The organism is Cupriavidus sp. 30B13 (assembly GCF_049059565.2).
In the GTDB taxonomy this organism is placed as follows: Bacteria; Pseudomonadota; Gammaproteobacteria; order Burkholderiales; family Burkholderiaceae; genus Cupriavidus.
In genome coordinates, this window is sequence record NZ_CP188224.1 from 762,054 (window position 1) to 779,348 (window position 17,295).

Genomic DNA, 17,295 nt, shown 5'->3' on the forward strand with positions numbered 1-17,295 from the left:
GGCACTGGCTCCTGCCGGGAGAGGCGGCGAAGAGCCGCCTCTCCCGGCCATCATGCATCCGGACGGCTCGCCTTGCTGAGCCGTATGACGAACATCTTTTCGCCTTCTACCTTTCCGTGACGGGAACAAGCGCTTCTTCCACGACCGACTCCGGCGCACAGTCCGCCATGGATACCGGATTGCAGTGCCTGATGCTCATGGCCAGGCTCCACGGCATAGCCGCCGATGCGGTGCAATTGCAGCACCAATATGGGCGCGAGAAATTCACGACGCAGACGATCCTGCTGGCAGCCAGGAAGCTGGGGCTGACGTCCAGACGGGTGCGGCAGGAGCTCGCGCGCCTCGATCGCGCGCCACTGCCCGCGATTGGCATCGACCGTGCGGGCGACTATTTCCTGGTGGGCAAGATGGACGCCGCGCAAGCTCCGGCTCGCGTACTGATTCAGCGCCCCGGGCGCTCTCCCGAGATTCTTGGCCTGGACAGCTTCGTGGCGCAATGGACTGGGGAACTGATTTTCTTCACCAGCAAGGCCAGCTTTGCGGGGGAGATGGCGAAGTTCGATTTCACATGGTTCATCCCCGCGGTGGTCAAGCATCGCAAGGCCCTGGGCGAAGTGTTGCTGATCTCGCTGGTATTGCAGATCGTTGGCCTGATTACACCGATGTTCTTCCAGGTGGTGATGGACAAGGTGCTGGTGAACCACGCCATGAAGACGCTCAACGTCATTGCCATCGGCTTGATCGCAGCCATCCTGTTCGACGCCGTATTGACAGGCATTCGCACGGCGGTGTTCGCCAGCACCAGCAGCAAGATCGACGTGGAGCTGGGTACCTGGTTGTTCGGTCATCTCATGAGCTTGCCCATCAGCTACTTCCAGGCTCGGCGGGTGGGAGACTCCGTAGCCCGCATCCGGGAGCTGGAGAACATCCGCTCCTTCCTGACCGGCAACGCCATGACGCTGGTGCTGGATATCGTTTTTTCGTTTGTGTTCCTGGGAGTCATGGTGTGGTACAGCCCGATGCTCACCCTGATCGTGGTTGCTTCCATTCCGGCATACCTGCTCCTGTCGCTTGTCTTTACGCCGATCCTGCGAGCCAGGCTCGACGACAAATTCAACAAGAGCGCGGAAAGCCAGTCTTTCCTGGTGGAGACCTTGAATGGCATGGATACCGTCAAGGCGATGGCCGTGGAGCCGCGCTGGCAGCAGCGATGGGACAAGCACCTCGCGGCCTACGTGTCCGCAGGGCTATCCACCACCAACATCTCGCTGGTGGCTAGTGGCGGCGTGAGTCTGGTAAGCAAGCTGGTCACGGCAGGCATCATGTGGCTGGGCGCTTTGCTGGTGGTGGACAACAAGATGACGGTGGGCGAGTTGGTAGCCTTCAATATGCTGGCGGGCCAGGTATCCTCCCCGATCCTGCGGCTTGCTCAACTGTGGAACGATTTCCAGCAGGTGGGCATTTCCATGAGCCGCCTGGGCGATATCCTGAATACCCGCGCCGAAGTGACTGGCAACAAGACCCGCATCCCGCGTGTGTCGGGAACGATCGAGTTCGATCAGGTCTCTTTCCGCTACCGGCCCGACGCGGCGGACGTGATCCGTTCTGTCGCGCTGAAGATCGAACCGGGCGAGGTCATCGGCATCGTGGGTCGCTCTGGTTCCGGCAAGAGCACGTTGACCAAGCTGGTCCAGCGCCTGTATGTGCCGGATCGCGGGCGGATAACCGTTGACGGGCAGGACATTGCCATCATCGATACGGCGTCGCTGCGTCAGCAGGTCGGCGTGGTGTTGCAGGAGAACATGCTGTTTTCGCGTTCGATCCGAGACAATATCGCGCTAACCGACCCGTCACTGCCGATCGAGTCCATCATCGAAGCGGCGAAACTGGCGGGCGCGCACGCGTTTATCTGTGAGTTGCCCGAAGGGTATGACACGCTGGTTGGAGAACACGGTACGGGCTTGTCCGGTGGACAACGCCAGCGCATTGCCATTGCCCGCGCCTTGATTTCCGACCCGCGCATCCTGATTTTCGACGAGGCGACCAGTGCCCTGGACTACGAGTCGGAGAAGATCATCCAGGACAATATGCTGAGAATCTGCGCGGGACGCACCGTGCTCATCATCGCGCACCGGCTGAGCGCAGTGCGCCATGCCAACCGGATCGTGGTGATGGAGCGGGGGCAGATCGCGGAGGTAGGCAGTCACGAGGAACTGCTGCGCGTTCCGCAGGGCATCTACGGACACCTGTACGGCCTGCAGAATGCCCATGCCAGTGTTGCTCCCGGCACAGCCGGAATATCGCCGCAGGTATCGTCATGAGTGCGCGCCATCGTCTGCAAGCCTGGTGTGATCTGGTCCGGCGCTATGGCGCTGTATTCGCGCATTGCTGGAGTATGCGCCACGCCATGCGGACCGATTTCTTCAACAAGCAGGAAGCGGAATTCTTGCCCGCGGGGCTGTCGTTGCAGGAAGTGCCGGGGTCTCCGACTTTGCGCTGGACCGGGCGGATACTGATGGCGATGGTGGCGTTCGGCGTGCTTTGGTCGATCTTCGGGCAGGTGGACATCATTGTGAACGCCACCGGCAAGATCATCCCGTCGGCGCGCACCAAGACGATAGGTTCCGTGGACGTTGCCAGTGTGCGGACGTTGTATGTCACCGAAGGTCAGGAAGTGCGCGCTGGCGATGTGCTGATTGAGCTGGACTCCAGCAGCAGCGATGCCGAACGTGACAAGGCCGCAGATGCCGTGGTCCAGGCCAAGTTGCAGGTGGCGCGCTCTCTGGCCATGATTGGTGCGCTGGATCGGCACGGAGCGCCGCGTCTGGATGAGGTGGAGGGGGCAACGGCCGCCCAATGGCAGTCAGCCAGATTGCAGCTCGATGGCCAGTATCGCGATTTTCACGCCAGGCTCAGGCGGATCGATGGCGAAATCTCTCGTTATGCGGCTGCGCTGCCGCTGGCCGCGCAGCGGGCCGAGGACTTCAAGGCGTTGCTGCCGGATCGCACGGTGTCGCACCATGCGTGGCTGGAAAAGGAGCAAGCCCGGCTGGACCTTGAAGGCCAGTTGGTTGACGCGAGAAACCAGCGCGCCGCGCTGATCGCCCAGATCCGCAAGGAAGCGCACGAGGCCATGGCCGAGGCCAACAGGACCATGTCCGCCGGAGCGCAAGACAAGCGCCGTGCGGGGGAGCACAGCAAGCTGTTGAGACTGACCGCGCCGGTGGATGGCACGGTGCAGCAACTGACGGTGCATACGGTCGGCGGCGTGGTGCCTGCCGCGCAGCCGCTGATGCAGATTGTTCCCAGGGAAACTGTCATCGAGGTAGAGGCGTTCCTGGAAAACAAGGACGTGGGTTTTGTGCACGTCGACCAGGATGCGCAGGTGAAGATCGATGCCTTCGACTACACGAAGTACGGGACCGTTGCAGCCAAGGTCAGGCATGTTTCGCACGACGCCATTCAAGATGACGAGCGGCGCCTGATCTATGCGGCCAGGATCGCGCTGGATCGCAGCGGCATTCTCGTGGCCGGCAAGACCTTGCCGCTTTCGGCTGGCATGTCGGTCAATGTGGAGATCAAGACGGGTACGCGGCGTGTGATCGAGTATGTACTGTCGCCCCTGATACGGCACCAGCGGGAGGCACTGCATGAGCGGTAGCGCGCTCATTCGGCGAAGCGTGACTGCGACGATGTTTGCATTCGCGATGTCGGTAACGGGAGGCATCCATGCGCGGGATTGGGCGGACCTGGCGACAACACCTTTTGCCGATCCGTTGCTGGCTCGGCCTCCCCGGCTCGACGCCGGCCAACTGCTGCCCGGAGATGCGCAGGTCCATGTTTGCGAAGGCGGCCATGACAGCACGGCGCCGTTGACGTTGTCGCAGGCGGTGGATCTGGCCTTGTGCCACAACCCGCGGGTGCAAAGCGCGTGGGCGGCCATCAAGGTACAGGCCGCTCAACTGGGGGAGGCACGGGCCGCGTATCTGCCGACCGTCACCGTTGGCGTGAGTGATTTGAGGCAGAAGACCCGCTATCCCGATTCCCGGGTGCTGGCAGATGCGGAACGCAAGAGCCGGACGCAGTACGCCACGCTTACCTGGCGATTGCTTGACTTCGGGGGACGCGGAGCGAATCGCCGCTCGGCCAGCGCCCTGCTCGACGCCGCGCTGGCCAGCCACGACGCGGTGCTGCAGGAGATGCTCGCCAACGTGATCGGCGCGTATTTCGACGCGCAGACGGCCAAGGCCACCCGGGAAGCCAAGGAAAAGGGCAAGGCTCTGGCGCAACAAACATGGGAAACGGCCAGGAAACGCGAGGCACGGGGCGCAGGCGCGCAGTCCGATACGTTGCAGGCCAAGATGGCGCTGGCCAAGGCGGAATTGGAGAGCGGTCGCGCCATCGGCGGCCACGAGAGATCGCTGGCCGCATTGGGGGTTGCCCTGGGCCTGCCGGCCGAAATGCTCGGGACCCGGGACCGCCTCACTTTGGCCCAGGATTACCTCGACACCGAAGATGCCTTGCGGCAAGACTTGTCAGACTGGCTGGCACTGGCGCAGGAGCACCATCCATCCCTGGTAGCCGCTAGCGCTCAGGTGGCGTCGGCCAAAGAGAGACTGACGGTAACGCGTTCCGAGGGATTGCCCACGTTGGACTTCACGCAAAGCCGATACCTGAATGGACGGCCCAGCCAAGGTTTGTCGGCAACGCAGACGGAGGAATCCGTCGTCGGCATCACCGTGAATTTTTCGCTGTTCGAAGGCTTTGGGCGAACCTATAAGGTGCGCGGCGCACAGGCGCAGATCGAAGTCAAAGAGGCGGAACTGCGCGATACCCGAAACCGGGTGCTGGGTGAGGTGGTCAAGGCCCATGCGGATGCCGTGGCGGCATTGAGGAATCTGGATGCCTCCGCGCGGCTGATCGATGCGTCCCAAGACGCGTTGGACAACGTTCAGCGCAAGTATGACCGGGGCATCGTCGATATCCTGGAAATGCTGAGTGTCCAGATGGCACGGGCGGATGCGGCGCAAGAGCGAGTGCGGGCGCTATCGGAGTGGCGCTCAGCGCGGCTTCGGTTGCTGGCGAGCGCGGGGATGGTCAGTCTCAAGGACCTCCACATCCGGCATTGACGTGTGGCCGCAGTTGAATGCGCGATGGGCGCCTGTGGCGCTTGCCGAAAGTCCCCCAATCCACCGCCCTGGCAACCATAAAAAAAGCCATTCCGAAGAATGGCCTTTTACACCCCGCGACATCCACACCCCGTTGTTCCAACCCTGCTGGCTCTATGTCCTGCATGGGCCCGATGGAATCACGCTGCGAAGACCGGCAACCAAGTCGTCCACGCGGCCAGCCGGCCGGTGGTCCAGTTGTCAAACTTATTCATCTATGTACTGCGACTTGTCACGCGGGAAATCATACGTATTCTCTATAAGACATCGTGTTGAGAATAGCCGCCATTTTTCCGCTCTATTCCGGCGCTGGCGCGCGCTTGCCTCGTGCCGTCGTTGTGCGATTACCGCGCAGATGTGATTTTTTGGCCTCAAGAGGTGGCGTCAGGCGGCGCCACGGCGGTCACCGGCTGAGCCGCCGCTCGCGCAGTTGCTGCTCCAGCCGGGAAATGCACAGGTCGACGCGCGAGCGCCTGCGCAGGTAACGAATGCGGAGCGCGGCAAAAAGCACCGCGGTGAAGGCGCAGCACAGCGCCGCCAGAAGGGTCAGGTCGGATTGCATTTGGCTCTGCGTGGGGTTCGGGCGCGCCTTGCCGGCGCGATGGTGCCCGGGCGCGGGCGCCGGGCATGCGGCAGGCCACTCCCGGCCGCTCCCGCAATAACGTCAGCCGCCGGGCAGTCTGAAGGGATACCCAACCTATGGGTGGATCGATAAAACGGGGGCGGACCGGCGCCTTCCGCCAATCGTTCGCCCGTGGCAACGCGCGGTGCGCTAGCCCACGTTATGATCGCGCGGACACGGCTAGGCTCGGAACGTCGCGGGCAGGTCTGACCCACTTGCCCGCGTTTTGCGCCTCGCCTATCCCCCGGTGGGCGGGGCGCCTTTCTGCCGGCGCGGGTGGGCCGGCGGTTTCCGGTCATTCTTCCCGCCGGCGCGGCCCCCGCGTTCCGCCGTCCGCCGTCCGCCACCCCTTACTTACTGCCAGGAGCCGTCCTCCATGCTTGGTGCAATGGATTTCCTCGCCGTGGTGCGCCACGCCCCGCTGGTGTCGATCGACCTGATCGTCACCGATGCCCGGGGCCGCGCGCTGCTCGGCCGCCGCCGCAACCGCCCCGCGCGCGATACGTGGTTCGTGCCGGGCGGGCGTATCCGCAAGGACGAAAGCCTCGATGCGGCATTCCGGCGCATCGTCGCGGACGAACTGGGCGTTGCCGGCGCCGAGCGGGCCGGGGCGGTGGCGCGCGGGGTGTTCGAGCATCACTACCCGGACAACTTCGCCGGCGAGGAGGGTGTCACCACTCACTATGTGGTGCTGGCCTACGCCTGGACGATGCCGGAGGACGGCGCGGCGGGCGGGCATGCCGTGGGCACGCCGGACCAGCACAGCGCCTACTGCTGGATGAGCCCGGCGGAACTGCTCGGCCGCGACGACGTGCACGAGAACACCAAGGCCTACTTCCGCTGAAGCGGCCCCGGCCCGGTGCCGGCCGCACGGCGGCGCTCAGGCGGCCTCGGGGACCAGGCCGGCGCGTTGCGCGGCCTTGGCGGCGGCTTCGATCGCCCCCGTAGCCCCGGTGACCTCGGCTGCCTCGGCCGCCTTCGCGGGCGTGCCGGCAGGCTGGGCCGCCGGCGCGAACACCGCGCATTCGGTGCGCAGGTATTCGGCGAACGGCGCCGCCACCTCGGGGTGGCGCAGCGCGAACTCCACCGTGGCCTTCAGGTAGCCGAGCTTGCTGCCGCAGTCGAAGCGGCGGCCTTCGTAGCGGTAGGCCAGCGCCTGCTCGTGGGCGAGCAGCGCCTGGATCGCATCGGTCAGCTGCAGCTCGCCGCCCGCGCCCGGCGTGAGCGCGTTGAGGTGGGCGAAGATGCTCGGCATCAGCACGTAGCGGCCCACCACGCCAAGGTTGGACGGCGCCGCCTCGGGCGCGGGCTTCTCCACGATGCCGGACATCTTGAACACGCGCTCGTCCCACGGCTTGCCGTCGATCACGCCATAGGAGCGCGAATCCTGCGGCGCGATCGCCTCCACGCCGATGACGCTGCTGTGATAGTGGTCGAAGACTTCGATCATCTGCTTGAGCACGGGCGTGCGCGCGTCCAGCAGGTCGTCGGCCAGGATCACGGCGAACGGCTCGTCGCCGATGAGCTTGCTGGCGCACCGCACCGCGTGGCCGAGCCCGAGCGGCTCCGCCTGCCGCACGTAGAAGCAGTCGACGTGGGCGGGCTTGATGCTGCGCACCAGGTCGAGCAGCGACTGTTTGCCGCGCGCCAACAGTTCGGCCTCCACTTCGTAGGATTTGTCGAAGTGGTCTTCGATGGCGCGCTTGCTGCGCCCGGTGACAAAGATCAGTTCGGTGATGCCGGCCGCGATGGCCTCTTCCACCGCGTACTGGACCAGCGGCTTGTCGACCACCGGCAGCATCTCCTTGGGGCTTGCCTTGGTGGCCGGAAGGAAGCGCGTGCCTAGGCCGGCCACCGGAAATACGGCTTTCCTGATCTTGAGCATGGATCTACCCCCGTGTCGTAGTTGGTCGGTCAAGGCGGCTGCCGTGCCGTTGCCGGGTCGCTGCCGATGTGGTCGCCAATCCGGCCGCCGATGTGGCCGGGTCCCGCCGCGTCGCGTCCGCGCTCCGGACGGCCGCGGCTCGCCCAGGTGCAGCCAGCGTATCGCCGTGGCCAGATGGGCATCTGCCAACAGTTCGCCGTATTCAGACAGCACGGGAGGAGGGCCTCCCCGGGCCGGCGCGGCGGCCTTACAGTCGGGCCATGCGCAGGCAAGTGCTTGCCGGCGCGCGTGCACAACCAAGAAGAACGATGAACTGGTATCGCATCACAGACCTTGGCGATGCTGCCGTGACGCTGCCGCTGGCGCTGACCACGGCCTTGTGGCTACTGCAGGCCGACGGGTGGCGCGCCGCGCTGCGCTGGGTCTCGTGCCTGGCGGCGGGCGCGGCGGCGGTGCTGGCCAGCAAGCTGCTGAACGCCGGCTGCGGCATGGCGCTGGAGAGCTTCGACATGCGCGTGATCAGCGGCCACGCGATGCTCTCGGCGGCGGTGTGGTCGGTCTTCCTCGCGCTGCTGCTGCGCGGGATCCGGCCGGCCTGGCGCGGCGGCGGCCTCGTGCTGGGCCTGGCGCTGGCGACCCTGATCTGCCTGAGCCGCGTGCTGCTCGGCGCGCACACGCCGGCCGAGGTCGTCGCCGGCTGGCTGCTCGGCGCCGCCATCGCCGGCTGGGTGGTGCGCGCCTGCGCGCGCGCGCCGCTGCGGCTCGGCAGGGGCGTGATCGCCGGGGCGGCGCTGCTGGGTCTGTGCACGGTGGCCTACGGGCGCCATGCGCCGCTGCAGCAGATCATCTGGCACTACTCTCCGTATTACGCTCAAGTGATCTGCTACCAGGGAGGCTAGTGCGATGCTTCTTCCCCGCTCGTTTCTTTTCCGCGCGTTTCTCCGCACGTTTTCCCGCGCGCTTTCCCGTATGCCGCGCACGCCGGGCCGCCGCCGGCGCGCCGTGGGAAACACCATCCCCGCCGCGCTGCTGGCCTTCCTGTTCCTGTTCGCCGCCACGGCCTGCGGGGGCGACCACGGCGCCGACAAGTCCAAGCCGTCGGGGGCGGGCGGCGCGCCGCCGCCCGCCGCGGCCGGCGTGACGGACAGCGGCACCATCACCTGCGCCGCGCCCGGCGCCAGCACCGATGCCCAGCCGGACGGCGACACCATCGAGGCGGACACGCCCGGCAGCGACGGTTCGCGGATGTTCCCGCCGGGCAGCATCTTCCAGCTGAGCGTCACCACGCGCGCGGCCGCCGCCGACGTCGCGAACTGGTCCATCGCCGACACCTGGGGCCGCGTCAAGGCGAACGGGCAGTTCCCGGTGGATGCCGGCCCGCGCGTCTCGACGATGGACTGCAAGGCCACCGCCGCCGGCTACTTCGCGGTGTCGGTGAGCCTGGCCTCGGCCGGCGGCGGCCTGCGCTCGCGCGGCACGCGCCCCAACGGCATCGCCACCTTTGGCGTGCTGCCCGACGTCTCGCCGGTGCTGCCGGCGGCCAGCTACGCGCGCCAGGACCTGCACCGCTTCGGCGGGCAGGGCACGGCTTTCGTGGGGCCCGGCCAGACCTGCTGCGACGGCGACGGCTATCGCCCGATCTATCCGGCGCTGGGCTTGTCGTGGGCCAACGACAACCGCAACTGGTCGGTCACCGAGCCCAGCGGTCCCAACACCTTCAACCCGGCCACCTATCCGCTGGCCGCCCACTTCCAGCCCGGCGACCTGATGCGGCTGATCCAGCTCGACGGCATTCCCGGCTGGGCCAGCCCGACCGGGCAGCTCACCTACGGCTACGCCCCCAAGTCCCTGCCGGCCTACCAGGACTACATGACGCGCGTCGGGCAGGAATCGGCCGCCGCGCGCGCGCGCTACTTCCCGGCGCAGTCGGCCAACTACTACCAGGTGACCTGGGAGCCGGACTACGACGGCGGCCGGCCGTGGAAAGACACCGACGCGAACCTCGTGGCCATGTACAAGGCGACCTGGCAAGGCATCCACGCCAACGATCCCAACGCCGTGGTGATGGGCACCACCAATGCCTTCCTGCGGCAGAACTCGGTCTGGATCGAGCGCCTGGTGCCGCTGGGCCTCACGCAGTATCTCGACGGCGTGAGCGCGCACGGCTACTACGACGCGGGCACGTCGCCGTCGCACCCGCCCGAGCGCCTGGTGGGCGCGCCGAGCGCCGCGGACGCCGCCAATGCCCTGCCGGCGGCCATGCGCGAGCTGCGCCACGTGGTGGCCACGCGCCTCAAGCGCGGCGCCCGCCTGTTCGTCACCGAGACCGGCATCAGCTACGACATCGGCGCGGTGTACGGCCCCGACTACCCGACCCAGAACATCCTCTACGCGCACGGCGCGGTGGTCGCGCGCGCGCACCTGATCCTGCTGGGCGAGGGCGCCGACGTGAGCTTCGTGTTCTATGCCGCCGATCCGCCCAACGAACCGGGCTACGGCATTTTCTTCAACCTGGACAACCCGAACGGCAGCCACGGCCCGGCGCGCGTCAGCCCCAAGCCGGCGGCGATGGCGGTGGCGGCGATGACCCGGCTGGTCGACGGCACCAACACGCTGGGGCCGCTCAAGGGCCTGCCGCAGGGCGTGTACGGTTATGCGTTCCAGCGCCTGGGCAGCGACAGCGTGGTGACCGCGCTGTGGACCCACAACAATGCCAACTGGAGCGCCGCGAGCGGCTTCAGCGCGACCTACAGCGTGCCGTACACCCTGACGGTGGACGCGCCCGGCACCAGCGGCAGCGTCACGGTGCTGGACATGATGGGCAACGCGGCCGCGGTGCCCTACGCCAACGGCGCGCTCACGCTCGCGCTGACGGAGTCGCCGCTCTACGTGATCTCGGCCAACGTCGCGGTGGCGCAGGCCGGCGTGACCACGCCCGAGGGCTACGTGGCGCAGTAGCGGCGCGGCAGCCGGTGCGTGCGGCGCCGCCTGCGCGCCGCTTGTGCGCCGCCTGCGTGCTACTTGTGCCCGGAAGTCTCGAACAGCGCGGTGACGTTCTTGGTCAGCACCAGTAGCGTGGCGGCCTCGGCCAGCGCCTGCTCCTTGCGGCGCAGCTCGCGCTCCAGCTCGCGGATGCGGCGCTGGTCCTGCTCGTGCAGGCGCCGCACCGCGCCCATGCCGCGGCTGTCGGACAGCGCTGCGGCGGCGCTGCGGCGCCAGTATTCCAGCTCGAGCGGGTCGATGGCGTTCTCGCGGCACCACTCGCTTTTCTGCTGCTCTCCCATGGCGCCGGTGGCGAGCACGGCCTCGAGCCGGGCCTCGCCCGCCGCGGCCGGGTCGGCCGGGGGCATGGCCAGCGCGTCGGCGCGCCAGCGCCCGAGCGCCGCCATCGAAATCCGCATCTCGGCCGAGACCTGCTCGACGCTGGCGTTCTCGGGCGGCAACATGCGCGCCACGGCGAGATCCTTGATGGACTGAGCGTACCTAGCCACTGTGGTTCACCCTGTTTTCTCCGTGCGATGCGATGGCCGGTGCGCTAGGCGGCGGGACGCTCGCTTGGCTGCAGCGCCGGCTCGCCGCGGCGTTTGGCCGGGAACAGCGCATCGCGGATGCGCAGGAACGGAAACTCGATCGCCCGCGTGGCGACATAGCCCACCACGATGGCGATGGCGAACTGCAGCGCCAGCGCAAGGCCCCATAACGGCACCGCCGGCACGCCGAAGGCGGTCGCCTTGCGGATGAATATGTCGCCGGGCGCCAGCGCCACCGAATGCCACAGGTAGATCCCGTACGAGTACACGCCGGTCCAGGCCACGGCGCGGTACAGCCACGCGCCGCGCAGCTTGCCCGAATATTCGAGCACCAGCACGATCAGCGCGGCGAAGCCGATCGACTGGATGGTGTAGCCGATGGTTTCCTCCAGCACCAGGTTCCGCTGCAGCAGCACCAGCCACGCCACCGTCGCCGCCACGGTGGCCACCAGCAGCATCTTCTGGCTGGCGATGCGACGGTAGAGCTCGGGCTTCATCCAGTAGACCGTGGCCAGCATGACGCCGTACAGCAGGCTGTCGATGCGGTATTGCGTATAGGCCGAGGCGCCTTCGAGGTCGCCGCTGGCCACCGCGAAGCAGCGCGCGGCCAGCACCACCACGCACAGCGCCGCCGTCATCCACAGGATGGTGCCGGCGCGCAGCGACAGGCGCGCCACCAGCAGCAGCACCGCGGGCAGGAACAGGTAGAAGTGCTCCTCGACCGCGAGGCTCCAGGTCTGGCTGATGGAGCTGCCCAGGTAGTTCTGCAGGTGGGTCAGGTTCTGGTACAGGAAGGTGCTGGTCGGATGCCGGCCCGCGAGCACGTGGAACAGGATCAGCGCGTAGTAGGCCGGCCAGATCTTGAAGATGCGGCGGATGATGAAGCGCCGCGCGTCTACGTGGCCGTTTTGCGCATACTGGCGCAGCAGCAGCCCGCCCACCAGGAAGCCGCTCAGCGTGAAGAACAGGTTGACGCCCTCGCGGCCGAAGTTCTTGAGCGGGTACTCGATCAGCGCGATCAGCTGGCTGCCGGTGCCCACGGTATGGAAGTGCATGCCCATCACGGCGATGATGGCCAGCCCGCGCACGAAGTCCAGTTCGATCGAGCGGCTGCCTATGTGCTTGCCGCGGGTTGCCGGGTTTTCCATGCTGTTCTCCTCCAAGCGCGCTGTCGTGATGGTCCTGGCCCGGCCGCGGAACGGGCAGCCTGCCGCGGTCCGGCCCCGGGGCCCGGCCGGCGCATGCGGCTGGCGCGCCGCCTGCCGCCTGCCGCATGCAGTGCGCGCCGGGTTAGCCAGGTGTGCCCGGCGCGCCGAAGCGCTTGCGGATGAAGCGGCACGGATTGCCGCCGTAGATGCCTTCCGGCTCCAGCGAGCGATGCACCACCGACAGCGGCGTGACCACCGCCGAGCGCCCGATGGTGATGCCCTTCTGCACCACGCAGCCCGCCGTGATCCACACGCCGTCCTCGATCACGATGGGCGCGACCTGCAGGTCCATGTTGCCGTCCAGCTCGTGCGAGCCCGCCGTCAGGAAGCTGCCCTGCGAGATGCACACGTTCGAGCCGATGCGCACCGGCGCCTGGTTGTAGATCCACACGTCCATGCCGAACCAGCAACTATCGCCCACCTCCAGGTTCCACGGCGATTTGACGCGGATCGGGTGCAGCAGCCGGCAGTGACGCCCGATGCGCGCGCCGAACAGCCGCAGCAACCCCGCGCGCAGGCCGGAGAACGGGATCAGCTTGTTGCTGATGATGGCGGCCTCGATCACGAACCAGATCGCCTCGACCAGCACGCCGCGGCGGCGCACATAGTTGCCCGGGCCCGCAAGGTCGAGCTCCACCACGCGGCCGGCCGCGCGGCCCGCGAATGCCTGGCGGCTGCCATCGCGCACATCCGGGGCGTCGGCCTCGCGCGGCTCGGCCGCGCGCTCCAGGTAGTCTGCATAAGCTTCGGTTTTCATGTCCGGTCCTTCGCCCTACGCGTACCCTTCGCGATTTCATTCATTTCGTTCCTGTCGGGAAAATTATCGAACGTGAAACAGAGGGCGAAACGCTATTTGTCGGGATTGGCCTTTCGCAAGGGGCGTTTTGGCGGCTTGGCACTACGGCGCGCAAGGCCGGCGCCTCAGGCAGCCGCGCGGCGCAGCGTCTGCTTGAATTCGCTGAGGGTATTGCGCGCCAGCAGGTGCGCGCGCGGCGCAGGGGCCGCGGCGGCAGCGGCGGGCAGCGTCGGCTGCGAGGGCGGCGCGAACAGGCCGCTCTGGCCGCTCTGGCCGCTCTGGTCGATCTGGTCCAGCGCGCGCCTGATGGCAGCGACCGAGAGATCCTCCAGCACCGGCCCGAGTTCGCGCCCGCGGCAGAACCAGCCGATCAGCCCGTCGGCGGTGGCGATGACGGGCTTGCCCGCGCGGTAGGCCTGCACCAGCACGCCGCTCATGCCGTAGTGGCCTTTGTAGCCGAGCCACACGGCGTCGCAGGCGCAGAACAGGGCGGCCTCGTCCTCGTCGGAGATGAAGCGGTCCAGCACCACCATCGGCGGCGACAGCGTGCGGGCCGCCTCGCGCAGGAACGCGCGCAACCCGGCATCCTGCTGCCCCGCCACCACCAGCGCGGGCGCGCGCGGATGGCCGGCCAGCGCCGCCACCAGCTCGCGGATGCCCTTGCGCTCGCTGATGGCGCCGTACACCAGCAAGTGCTTGCCGGCGCCCAGCCCGAGACGCGCGCGGGCCGCCGCGGGGTCGGCCGGCAGCGCTTCCGGGCACGGGTCCGCGAGATACGCGATGGCCTGGGCGCGTCCGCTGGCCGCCGCGAACCACTGCGGCAGGGTCGGGTCGATCGACAACAGCGTCTTCATGCCGCCGGTGTCGAGCGCGCGCCGGAACAGCCAGGTCTTGACCGCGTTGACCAGCGGCTGGCGCGGCGCTTTCACCCCCACCTTGCTGTGATGGAAGCTCGCGCGCATGGTGATGCCGACCCAGGGCACGTCGCCGAACGGCGAGCCCAGCAGCGGCAGCGCGTACAGGAAGTAGTCGGCATACGGCACCACCACCAGCGAGGCGGGCCGCTCCGCGCTGGCGATGCGGAAGGCATGGCGGAACATGCGCCAGAAGCGCACATAGGACACGCGGCCCGCGCCGCTGCCGGCGCCGGCCGGGGCCGGCACGAACAGCAGCGTGGTGTGCGGCTGCTGCCCGGCCAGCAGCCGGCGGGCCAGCGGGTGCTCGCGGTTGGCCGGATCGGTGGCTACCATGCAGTGGTAGCCGGCTTCGCGGTAGGCCTGCATCGCCCACTCGACATAGCGCCAGCGGTGGCCGGTGAAGTCGTGCTCGATGATCAGGGCGGTCGGGTCGGGCATGGCGTATCCGGACGCAGCACGGACGCAGCGGGCCCGGCGCGGGCCGCCGTGCGGCAGGTTGCGGAGAATCCTCCGTTTCACATTAGCACCGCGCCAGCCGCGCCAGCCGCCAATCTGCGCCCGGCTGGCGGAAAAGGACTGGAAGGACCGGGCCGCGGCGCCGCGCCGGCGCCGCGCCCGACCCCGTGGCCAGGGTGACGGATTAAAGCTATGCCCTGGCGATTGCTGCCCGTGCGGCTACGGTAGATTGGGCCACATGGCTCGCAAGAGCCCGCTGCGTCACTGAAGCCGGCGGTTGGCGGCGGGCGGCGCGGCCGGGCGCCTGTTCACGACGTCACCGAGGGGCACAGCAAACATGGCCAGATCCCTGAAAGGCGCGGCTTTCCTGCCGCTGTCCGGGCTGCACGCGAGCTCGGCCGCGTGGGTGCTGGGCCAGCAGGTGCTGGTGCGCGGGCTGGTCGCCGTCAAGTTCCTCATGGTGGGCCGCATCCTCGGGCCGTCCGCGGTCGGCATCGCCGCGGTGGCGTTGTTGGCCGTGGCCATCGCCGAGGCGCTCAGCGATACCGGCCTGCCGCAGGCCGTGGTGCAGGGCCAGCAGGCCCCCACCGACGATCAGTTCGGCGCGCTGTGGACCGTGCTGACCTGCCGCGGCGCGCTGGTGGCGCTGCTGCTGGCGGCGCTGGCGCCGGTGCTGCAGACGCAGTTCCACCTGGAAGGCGGCCTGCTGCCGCTGCTGATGGCCGCCGCGCTGCCGCTGATCCGCGGGCTGGCCTCGCCGGCCTATTTCATTGTCACGCGCGAGCGCGGCTTCCAGCAGATCGCCGGGGTCGAGGTGGCGGCTGCCGCCACCGACTGCGCGGTCGGGCTGGCCTGCGCGCTGGCCGGCGCCGGCGCCGCCGCCATCCTGATCGGCCTGCTGGCCGGCGAATCGCTCAAGAGCGCGCTGACCTGGCTGGCCATGAAGCCGCGCCCGCGGCTGCGCCCGCACTGGTCGGGCATCGGCCACTACATGGGCTTCAGCCGCTGGATCTGGGCCGGCAGCGTGGTCAACCTGCTGCTCAACCAGTTCGACAAGGTCATCGTCGGCAAGCTGCTCGGGCCGGCGCAGCTCGGCGTGTACCAGATGTCGTCCAAGTTCGCGCAGATGCTGCTGGCCGACGCCGGCATCGCCATGTCGCAGTACCTGTTCCCCACCTTCGCCGCGCGTTTTCGCAAGCAGGACGGCTCCGACGCCACGCTGCTGCGGCGCTTCGTGCTGCTCGGCGGGCTCGGGCTGGCCATCGTGGTGGTGGCGCTGCGGCTGGCGGCGGAGCCGCTTTTCCTGCTGGTGCTGGGGCCGGCGTGGCTCGGCGCCGTGCCGTTGTTCCGCATTTTCGCCATCTATATGGCGATCGGCGCGCTGATCGCCGTGCTGGTGGCGTACCTGCGCGCGGTGGGCCTGCCCAAGGCCACCACGCAGGCCTCGGTGATCCAGGTCTGCGTGCTGCTCGCCACCGTGCCGTTCGCCACGCACTACTGGGGCGCGGTCGGCATCGCCTGGGCGATGACGCTGGGCCTGTCGTGCGCGGCGGGCTGGATGCTTTACCGGATACGCGGGTTGCGCAACACCAAGGAGGCATGATGCGGATTCTCCATCTGGTACTGACCCCGCGCCTGTCGGGCGCGGAAATGCTGGCCAAGGACCTGGCGATCCACCAGCAGTCCCACGGCGACACCGTGTGTGTGTCGGCGCTGATGCCGCAGCAGGACGACTTCGCGCCGCTGCGCGCCCAGCTCGACGCCGCCGGCGTGCGCTGCCTGTTCCCCGCGCGGCCGCACAAGCTGCCCGGGCGCCTGTGGCACCTGCACGGCGCGCTGCGCGCCTGCCGGCCCGACATCCTGTTCGCCCACGCCACCATCCCGGCGTTCTACGCGCGCGCGCTGCCGTCGCGCGTGCCGGTGGTCTACGTGATGCACTCGGCCGCCAACGATTTCGAGCGCAAGCTGTTCCGCAACGTCGAGCGCCTGCTGTCCACGCGCGCGCGCGCGGTGATCGGCGTGTCCCAGGGCAATATCCGCGACTACATCGGCGCGGTGGGCGAGCATCCGCTGATGGCGGTCATCCCCAACGGGGTGGACACCGGGCGCTTCTTTGTCCGCCCGGCCGCCCCGGCGCGCGCGCCGCTGGTGGTGCAGGTGGGCCGCTACGCGGCCATCAAGAACCAGCTGCAGACCGTGCTGGCGTTCCGCGAGGCGCTGCGCAGCGTGCCGGACGCGCGGCTGGAGATGTATGGCGTGATCGAGGATCCGGCCTACTACGCCGAGGTCTGCGCGCAGGTGTCGAGCCTGGGCCTGGGCGACAAGGTGTGGGTCAAGGGCCCGCAGAACAACGTGCCGGAGCTGCTGGCGGCGGCCACCGTGTTCGCCATGCCGTCGGCCTCGGAGGCGCACAGCATCGCGTTCCTGGAAGCGCTGGCCGTCGGCGTGCCGGTCGTGGCCAGCGCCATTCCGGCCTTCGCCTTTGCCCGCGATTACCCGGGCGTGCAATTGCTCGATACGGGCGACGCCGCCGCCTATGGCGCGGCGCTCACGCGCGCGCTGGCCCAGCCGCGCATGGCGCGCCCGCTGGACGGGCTGACGCTCAACGATACCGCCGGCCAGTACCGCGCGCTGGCGCGCCGGCTGGTGAGCTCGGCCTGAGCGCGGGGCAGCGGGAGAGCGGGGGAGCGGGGGAGCGTACGGAAAGACATAC

The 17,295-nt window shown here is 68.3% G+C and carries 13 protein-coding genes and 1 pseudogene; 8 read left to right on the forward strand and 6 right to left on the reverse strand.

Going from position 1 to position 17,295, the window contains the following annotated elements:
* Positions 1-167: 167 nt before the first annotated feature.
* The 3 genes from ACKI2N_RS22760 to ACKI2N_RS22770 are packed head-to-tail and all read left to right on the forward strand — an operon-like array spanning position 168 to position 5,129.
* The gene (locus ACKI2N_RS22760) at positions 168-2,321 is read left to right on the forward strand and encodes a type I secretion system permease/ATPase (RefSeq protein WP_420993015.1); all 2,154 of its coding nucleotides are present in this window, start codon (positions 168-170) and stop codon (positions 2,319-2,321) included.
* Positions 2,318-3,661 (forward strand): HlyD family type I secretion periplasmic adaptor subunit, encoded by a 1,344-nt coding sequence (locus ACKI2N_RS22765; RefSeq protein WP_420993016.1) that lies wholly within the window; start codon positions 2,318-2,320, stop codon positions 3,659-3,661. Before ACKI2N_RS22760 ends, ACKI2N_RS22765 begins: the two co-directional genes overlap by 4 nt.
* Positions 3,651-5,129 (forward strand): TolC family protein, encoded by a 1,479-nt coding sequence (locus ACKI2N_RS22770; protein ID WP_420993017.1) that lies wholly within the window; start codon positions 3,651-3,653, stop codon positions 5,127-5,129. Before ACKI2N_RS22765 ends, ACKI2N_RS22770 begins: the two co-directional genes overlap by 11 nt.
* 442 nt (positions 5,130-5,571) lie before the next feature.
* On the opposite strand, the gene ACKI2N_RS22775 is transcribed toward ACKI2N_RS22770, so the two are convergent.
* Positions 5,572-5,730, reverse strand: a complete 159-nt coding sequence (locus tag ACKI2N_RS22775) for a hypothetical protein (protein ID WP_420993018.1) — start codon at positions 5,728-5,730, stop codon at positions 5,572-5,574.
* Positions 5,731-6,166: 436 nt separating this feature from the next.
* Here ACKI2N_RS22775 and ACKI2N_RS22780 point away from each other — a divergent pair, with 436 nt between their 5' ends.
* Positions 6,167-6,634: a GDP-mannose mannosyl hydrolase gene (locus ACKI2N_RS22780; protein WP_420993019.1), complete on the forward strand. Its 468-nt coding sequence runs from the start codon at positions 6,167-6,169 to the stop codon at positions 6,632-6,634.
* 36 nt (positions 6,635-6,670) lie between these two features.
* On the opposite strand, the gene galU is transcribed toward ACKI2N_RS22780, so the two are convergent.
* The gene (galU, locus tag ACKI2N_RS22785; RefSeq protein WP_420993020.1) at positions 6,671-7,675 is read right to left on the reverse strand and encodes a UTP--glucose-1-phosphate uridylyltransferase GalU; all 1,005 of its coding nucleotides are present in this window, start codon (positions 7,673-7,675) and stop codon (positions 6,671-6,673) included.
* A gap of 308 nt (positions 7,676-7,983) precedes the next feature.
* On the opposite strand from galU, the gene ACKI2N_RS22790 reads away from it, so the two are divergent.
* Together ACKI2N_RS22790 and ACKI2N_RS22795 are read left to right on the forward strand one after the other, a co-directional pair.
* The gene (locus tag ACKI2N_RS22790; RefSeq protein WP_420993021.1) at positions 7,984-8,574 is read left to right on the forward strand and encodes a phosphatase PAP2 family protein; all 591 of its coding nucleotides are present in this window, start codon (positions 7,984-7,986) and stop codon (positions 8,572-8,574) included.
* A 70-nt stretch (positions 8,575-8,644) separates the two neighbouring features.
* Positions 8,645-10,633, forward strand: coding sequence for a hypothetical protein (locus tag ACKI2N_RS22795; protein ID WP_420993022.1), 1,989 nt, complete (start codon positions 8,645-8,647; stop codon positions 10,631-10,633).
* Between the two features lie 98 nt (positions 10,634-10,731).
* Here the strand turns inward: ACKI2N_RS22795 and ACKI2N_RS22800 are convergent.
* From ACKI2N_RS22800 to ACKI2N_RS22815, 4 genes and pseudogenes are all read right to left on the reverse strand, one after another.
* A pseudogene (locus ACKI2N_RS22800) lies at positions 10,732-11,166 on the reverse strand (IS3-like element ISAzo10 family transposase); the annotation flags it as partial.
* Between the two features lie 44 nt (positions 11,167-11,210).
* Positions 11,211-12,353, reverse strand: coding sequence for an acyltransferase family protein (locus tag ACKI2N_RS22805; RefSeq protein ID WP_420993023.1), 1,143 nt, complete (start codon positions 12,351-12,353; stop codon positions 11,211-11,213).
* Between the two features lie 142 nt (positions 12,354-12,495).
* Positions 12,496-13,170 carry a DapH/DapD/GlmU-related protein gene (locus ACKI2N_RS22810; protein ID WP_420993024.1) on the reverse strand — a complete coding sequence of 225 codons (675 nt, stop codon included), beginning with the start codon at positions 13,168-13,170 and terminating at the stop codon, positions 12,496-12,498.
* A 164-nt stretch (positions 13,171-13,334) separates the two neighbouring features.
* Complete coding sequence (locus ACKI2N_RS22815; protein WP_420993025.1) at positions 13,335-14,564, reverse strand: glycosyltransferase; 1,230 nt, start codon at positions 14,562-14,564, stop codon at positions 13,335-13,337.
* 355 nt (positions 14,565-14,919) lie between these two features.
* Here ACKI2N_RS22815 and ACKI2N_RS22820 point away from each other — a divergent pair, with 355 nt between their 5' ends.
* Together ACKI2N_RS22820 and ACKI2N_RS22825 are read left to right on the forward strand one after the other, a co-directional pair.
* Complete coding sequence (locus ACKI2N_RS22820) at positions 14,920-16,185, forward strand: oligosaccharide flippase family protein (protein ID WP_420993026.1); 1,266 nt, start codon at positions 14,920-14,922, stop codon at positions 16,183-16,185.
* Positions 16,185-17,243: a glycosyltransferase family 4 protein gene (locus ACKI2N_RS22825; protein WP_420993189.1), complete on the forward strand. Its 1,059-nt coding sequence runs from the start codon at positions 16,185-16,187 to the stop codon at positions 17,241-17,243. Before ACKI2N_RS22820 ends, ACKI2N_RS22825 begins: the two co-directional genes overlap by 1 nt.
* Positions 17,244-17,295: the final 52 nt, after the last annotated feature.

Bases quoted from the DNA above. Each gene is read 5' to 3' on its own strand.
- ACKI2N_RS22760 (WP_420993015.1), top strand. From the start codon at position 168: ATGGATACCGGATTGCAGTGCCTGATGCTCATGGCCAGGCTCCACGGC.
- ACKI2N_RS22765 (WP_420993016.1), top strand. From the start codon at position 2,318: ATGAGTGCGCGCCATCGTCTGCAAGCCTGGTGTGATCTGGTCCGGCGC.
- ACKI2N_RS22770 (WP_420993017.1), top strand. From the start codon at position 3,651: ATGAGCGGTAGCGCGCTCATTCGGCGAAGCGTGACTGCGACGATGTTT.
- ACKI2N_RS22775 (WP_420993018.1), bottom strand. From the start codon at position 5,730: ATGCAATCCGACCTGACCCTTCTGGCGGCGCTGTGCTGCGCCTTCACC.
- ACKI2N_RS22780 (WP_420993019.1), top strand. From the start codon at position 6,167: ATGCTTGGTGCAATGGATTTCCTCGCCGTGGTGCGCCACGCCCCGCTG.
- galU (WP_420993020.1), bottom strand. From the start codon at position 7,675: ATGCTCAAGATCAGGAAAGCCGTATTTCCGGTGGCCGGCCTAGGCACG.
- ACKI2N_RS22790 (WP_420993021.1), top strand. From the start codon at position 7,984: ATGAACTGGTATCGCATCACAGACCTTGGCGATGCTGCCGTGACGCTG.
- ACKI2N_RS22795 (WP_420993022.1), top strand. From the start codon at position 8,645: ATGCCGCGCACGCCGGGCCGCCGCCGGCGCGCCGTGGGAAACACCATC.
- ACKI2N_RS22805 (WP_420993023.1), bottom strand. From the start codon at position 12,353: ATGGAAAACCCGGCAACCCGCGGCAAGCACATAGGCAGCCGCTCGATC.
- ACKI2N_RS22810 (WP_420993024.1), bottom strand. From the start codon at position 13,170: ATGAAAACCGAAGCTTATGCAGACTACCTGGAGCGCGCGGCCGAGCCG.
- ACKI2N_RS22815 (WP_420993025.1), bottom strand. From the start codon at position 14,564: ATGCCCGACCCGACCGCCCTGATCATCGAGCACGACTTCACCGGCCAC.
- ACKI2N_RS22820 (WP_420993026.1), top strand. From the start codon at position 14,920: ATGGCCAGATCCCTGAAAGGCGCGGCTTTCCTGCCGCTGTCCGGGCTG.
- ACKI2N_RS22825 (WP_420993189.1), top strand. From the start codon at position 16,185: ATGCGGATTCTCCATCTGGTACTGACCCCGCGCCTGTCGGGCGCGGAA.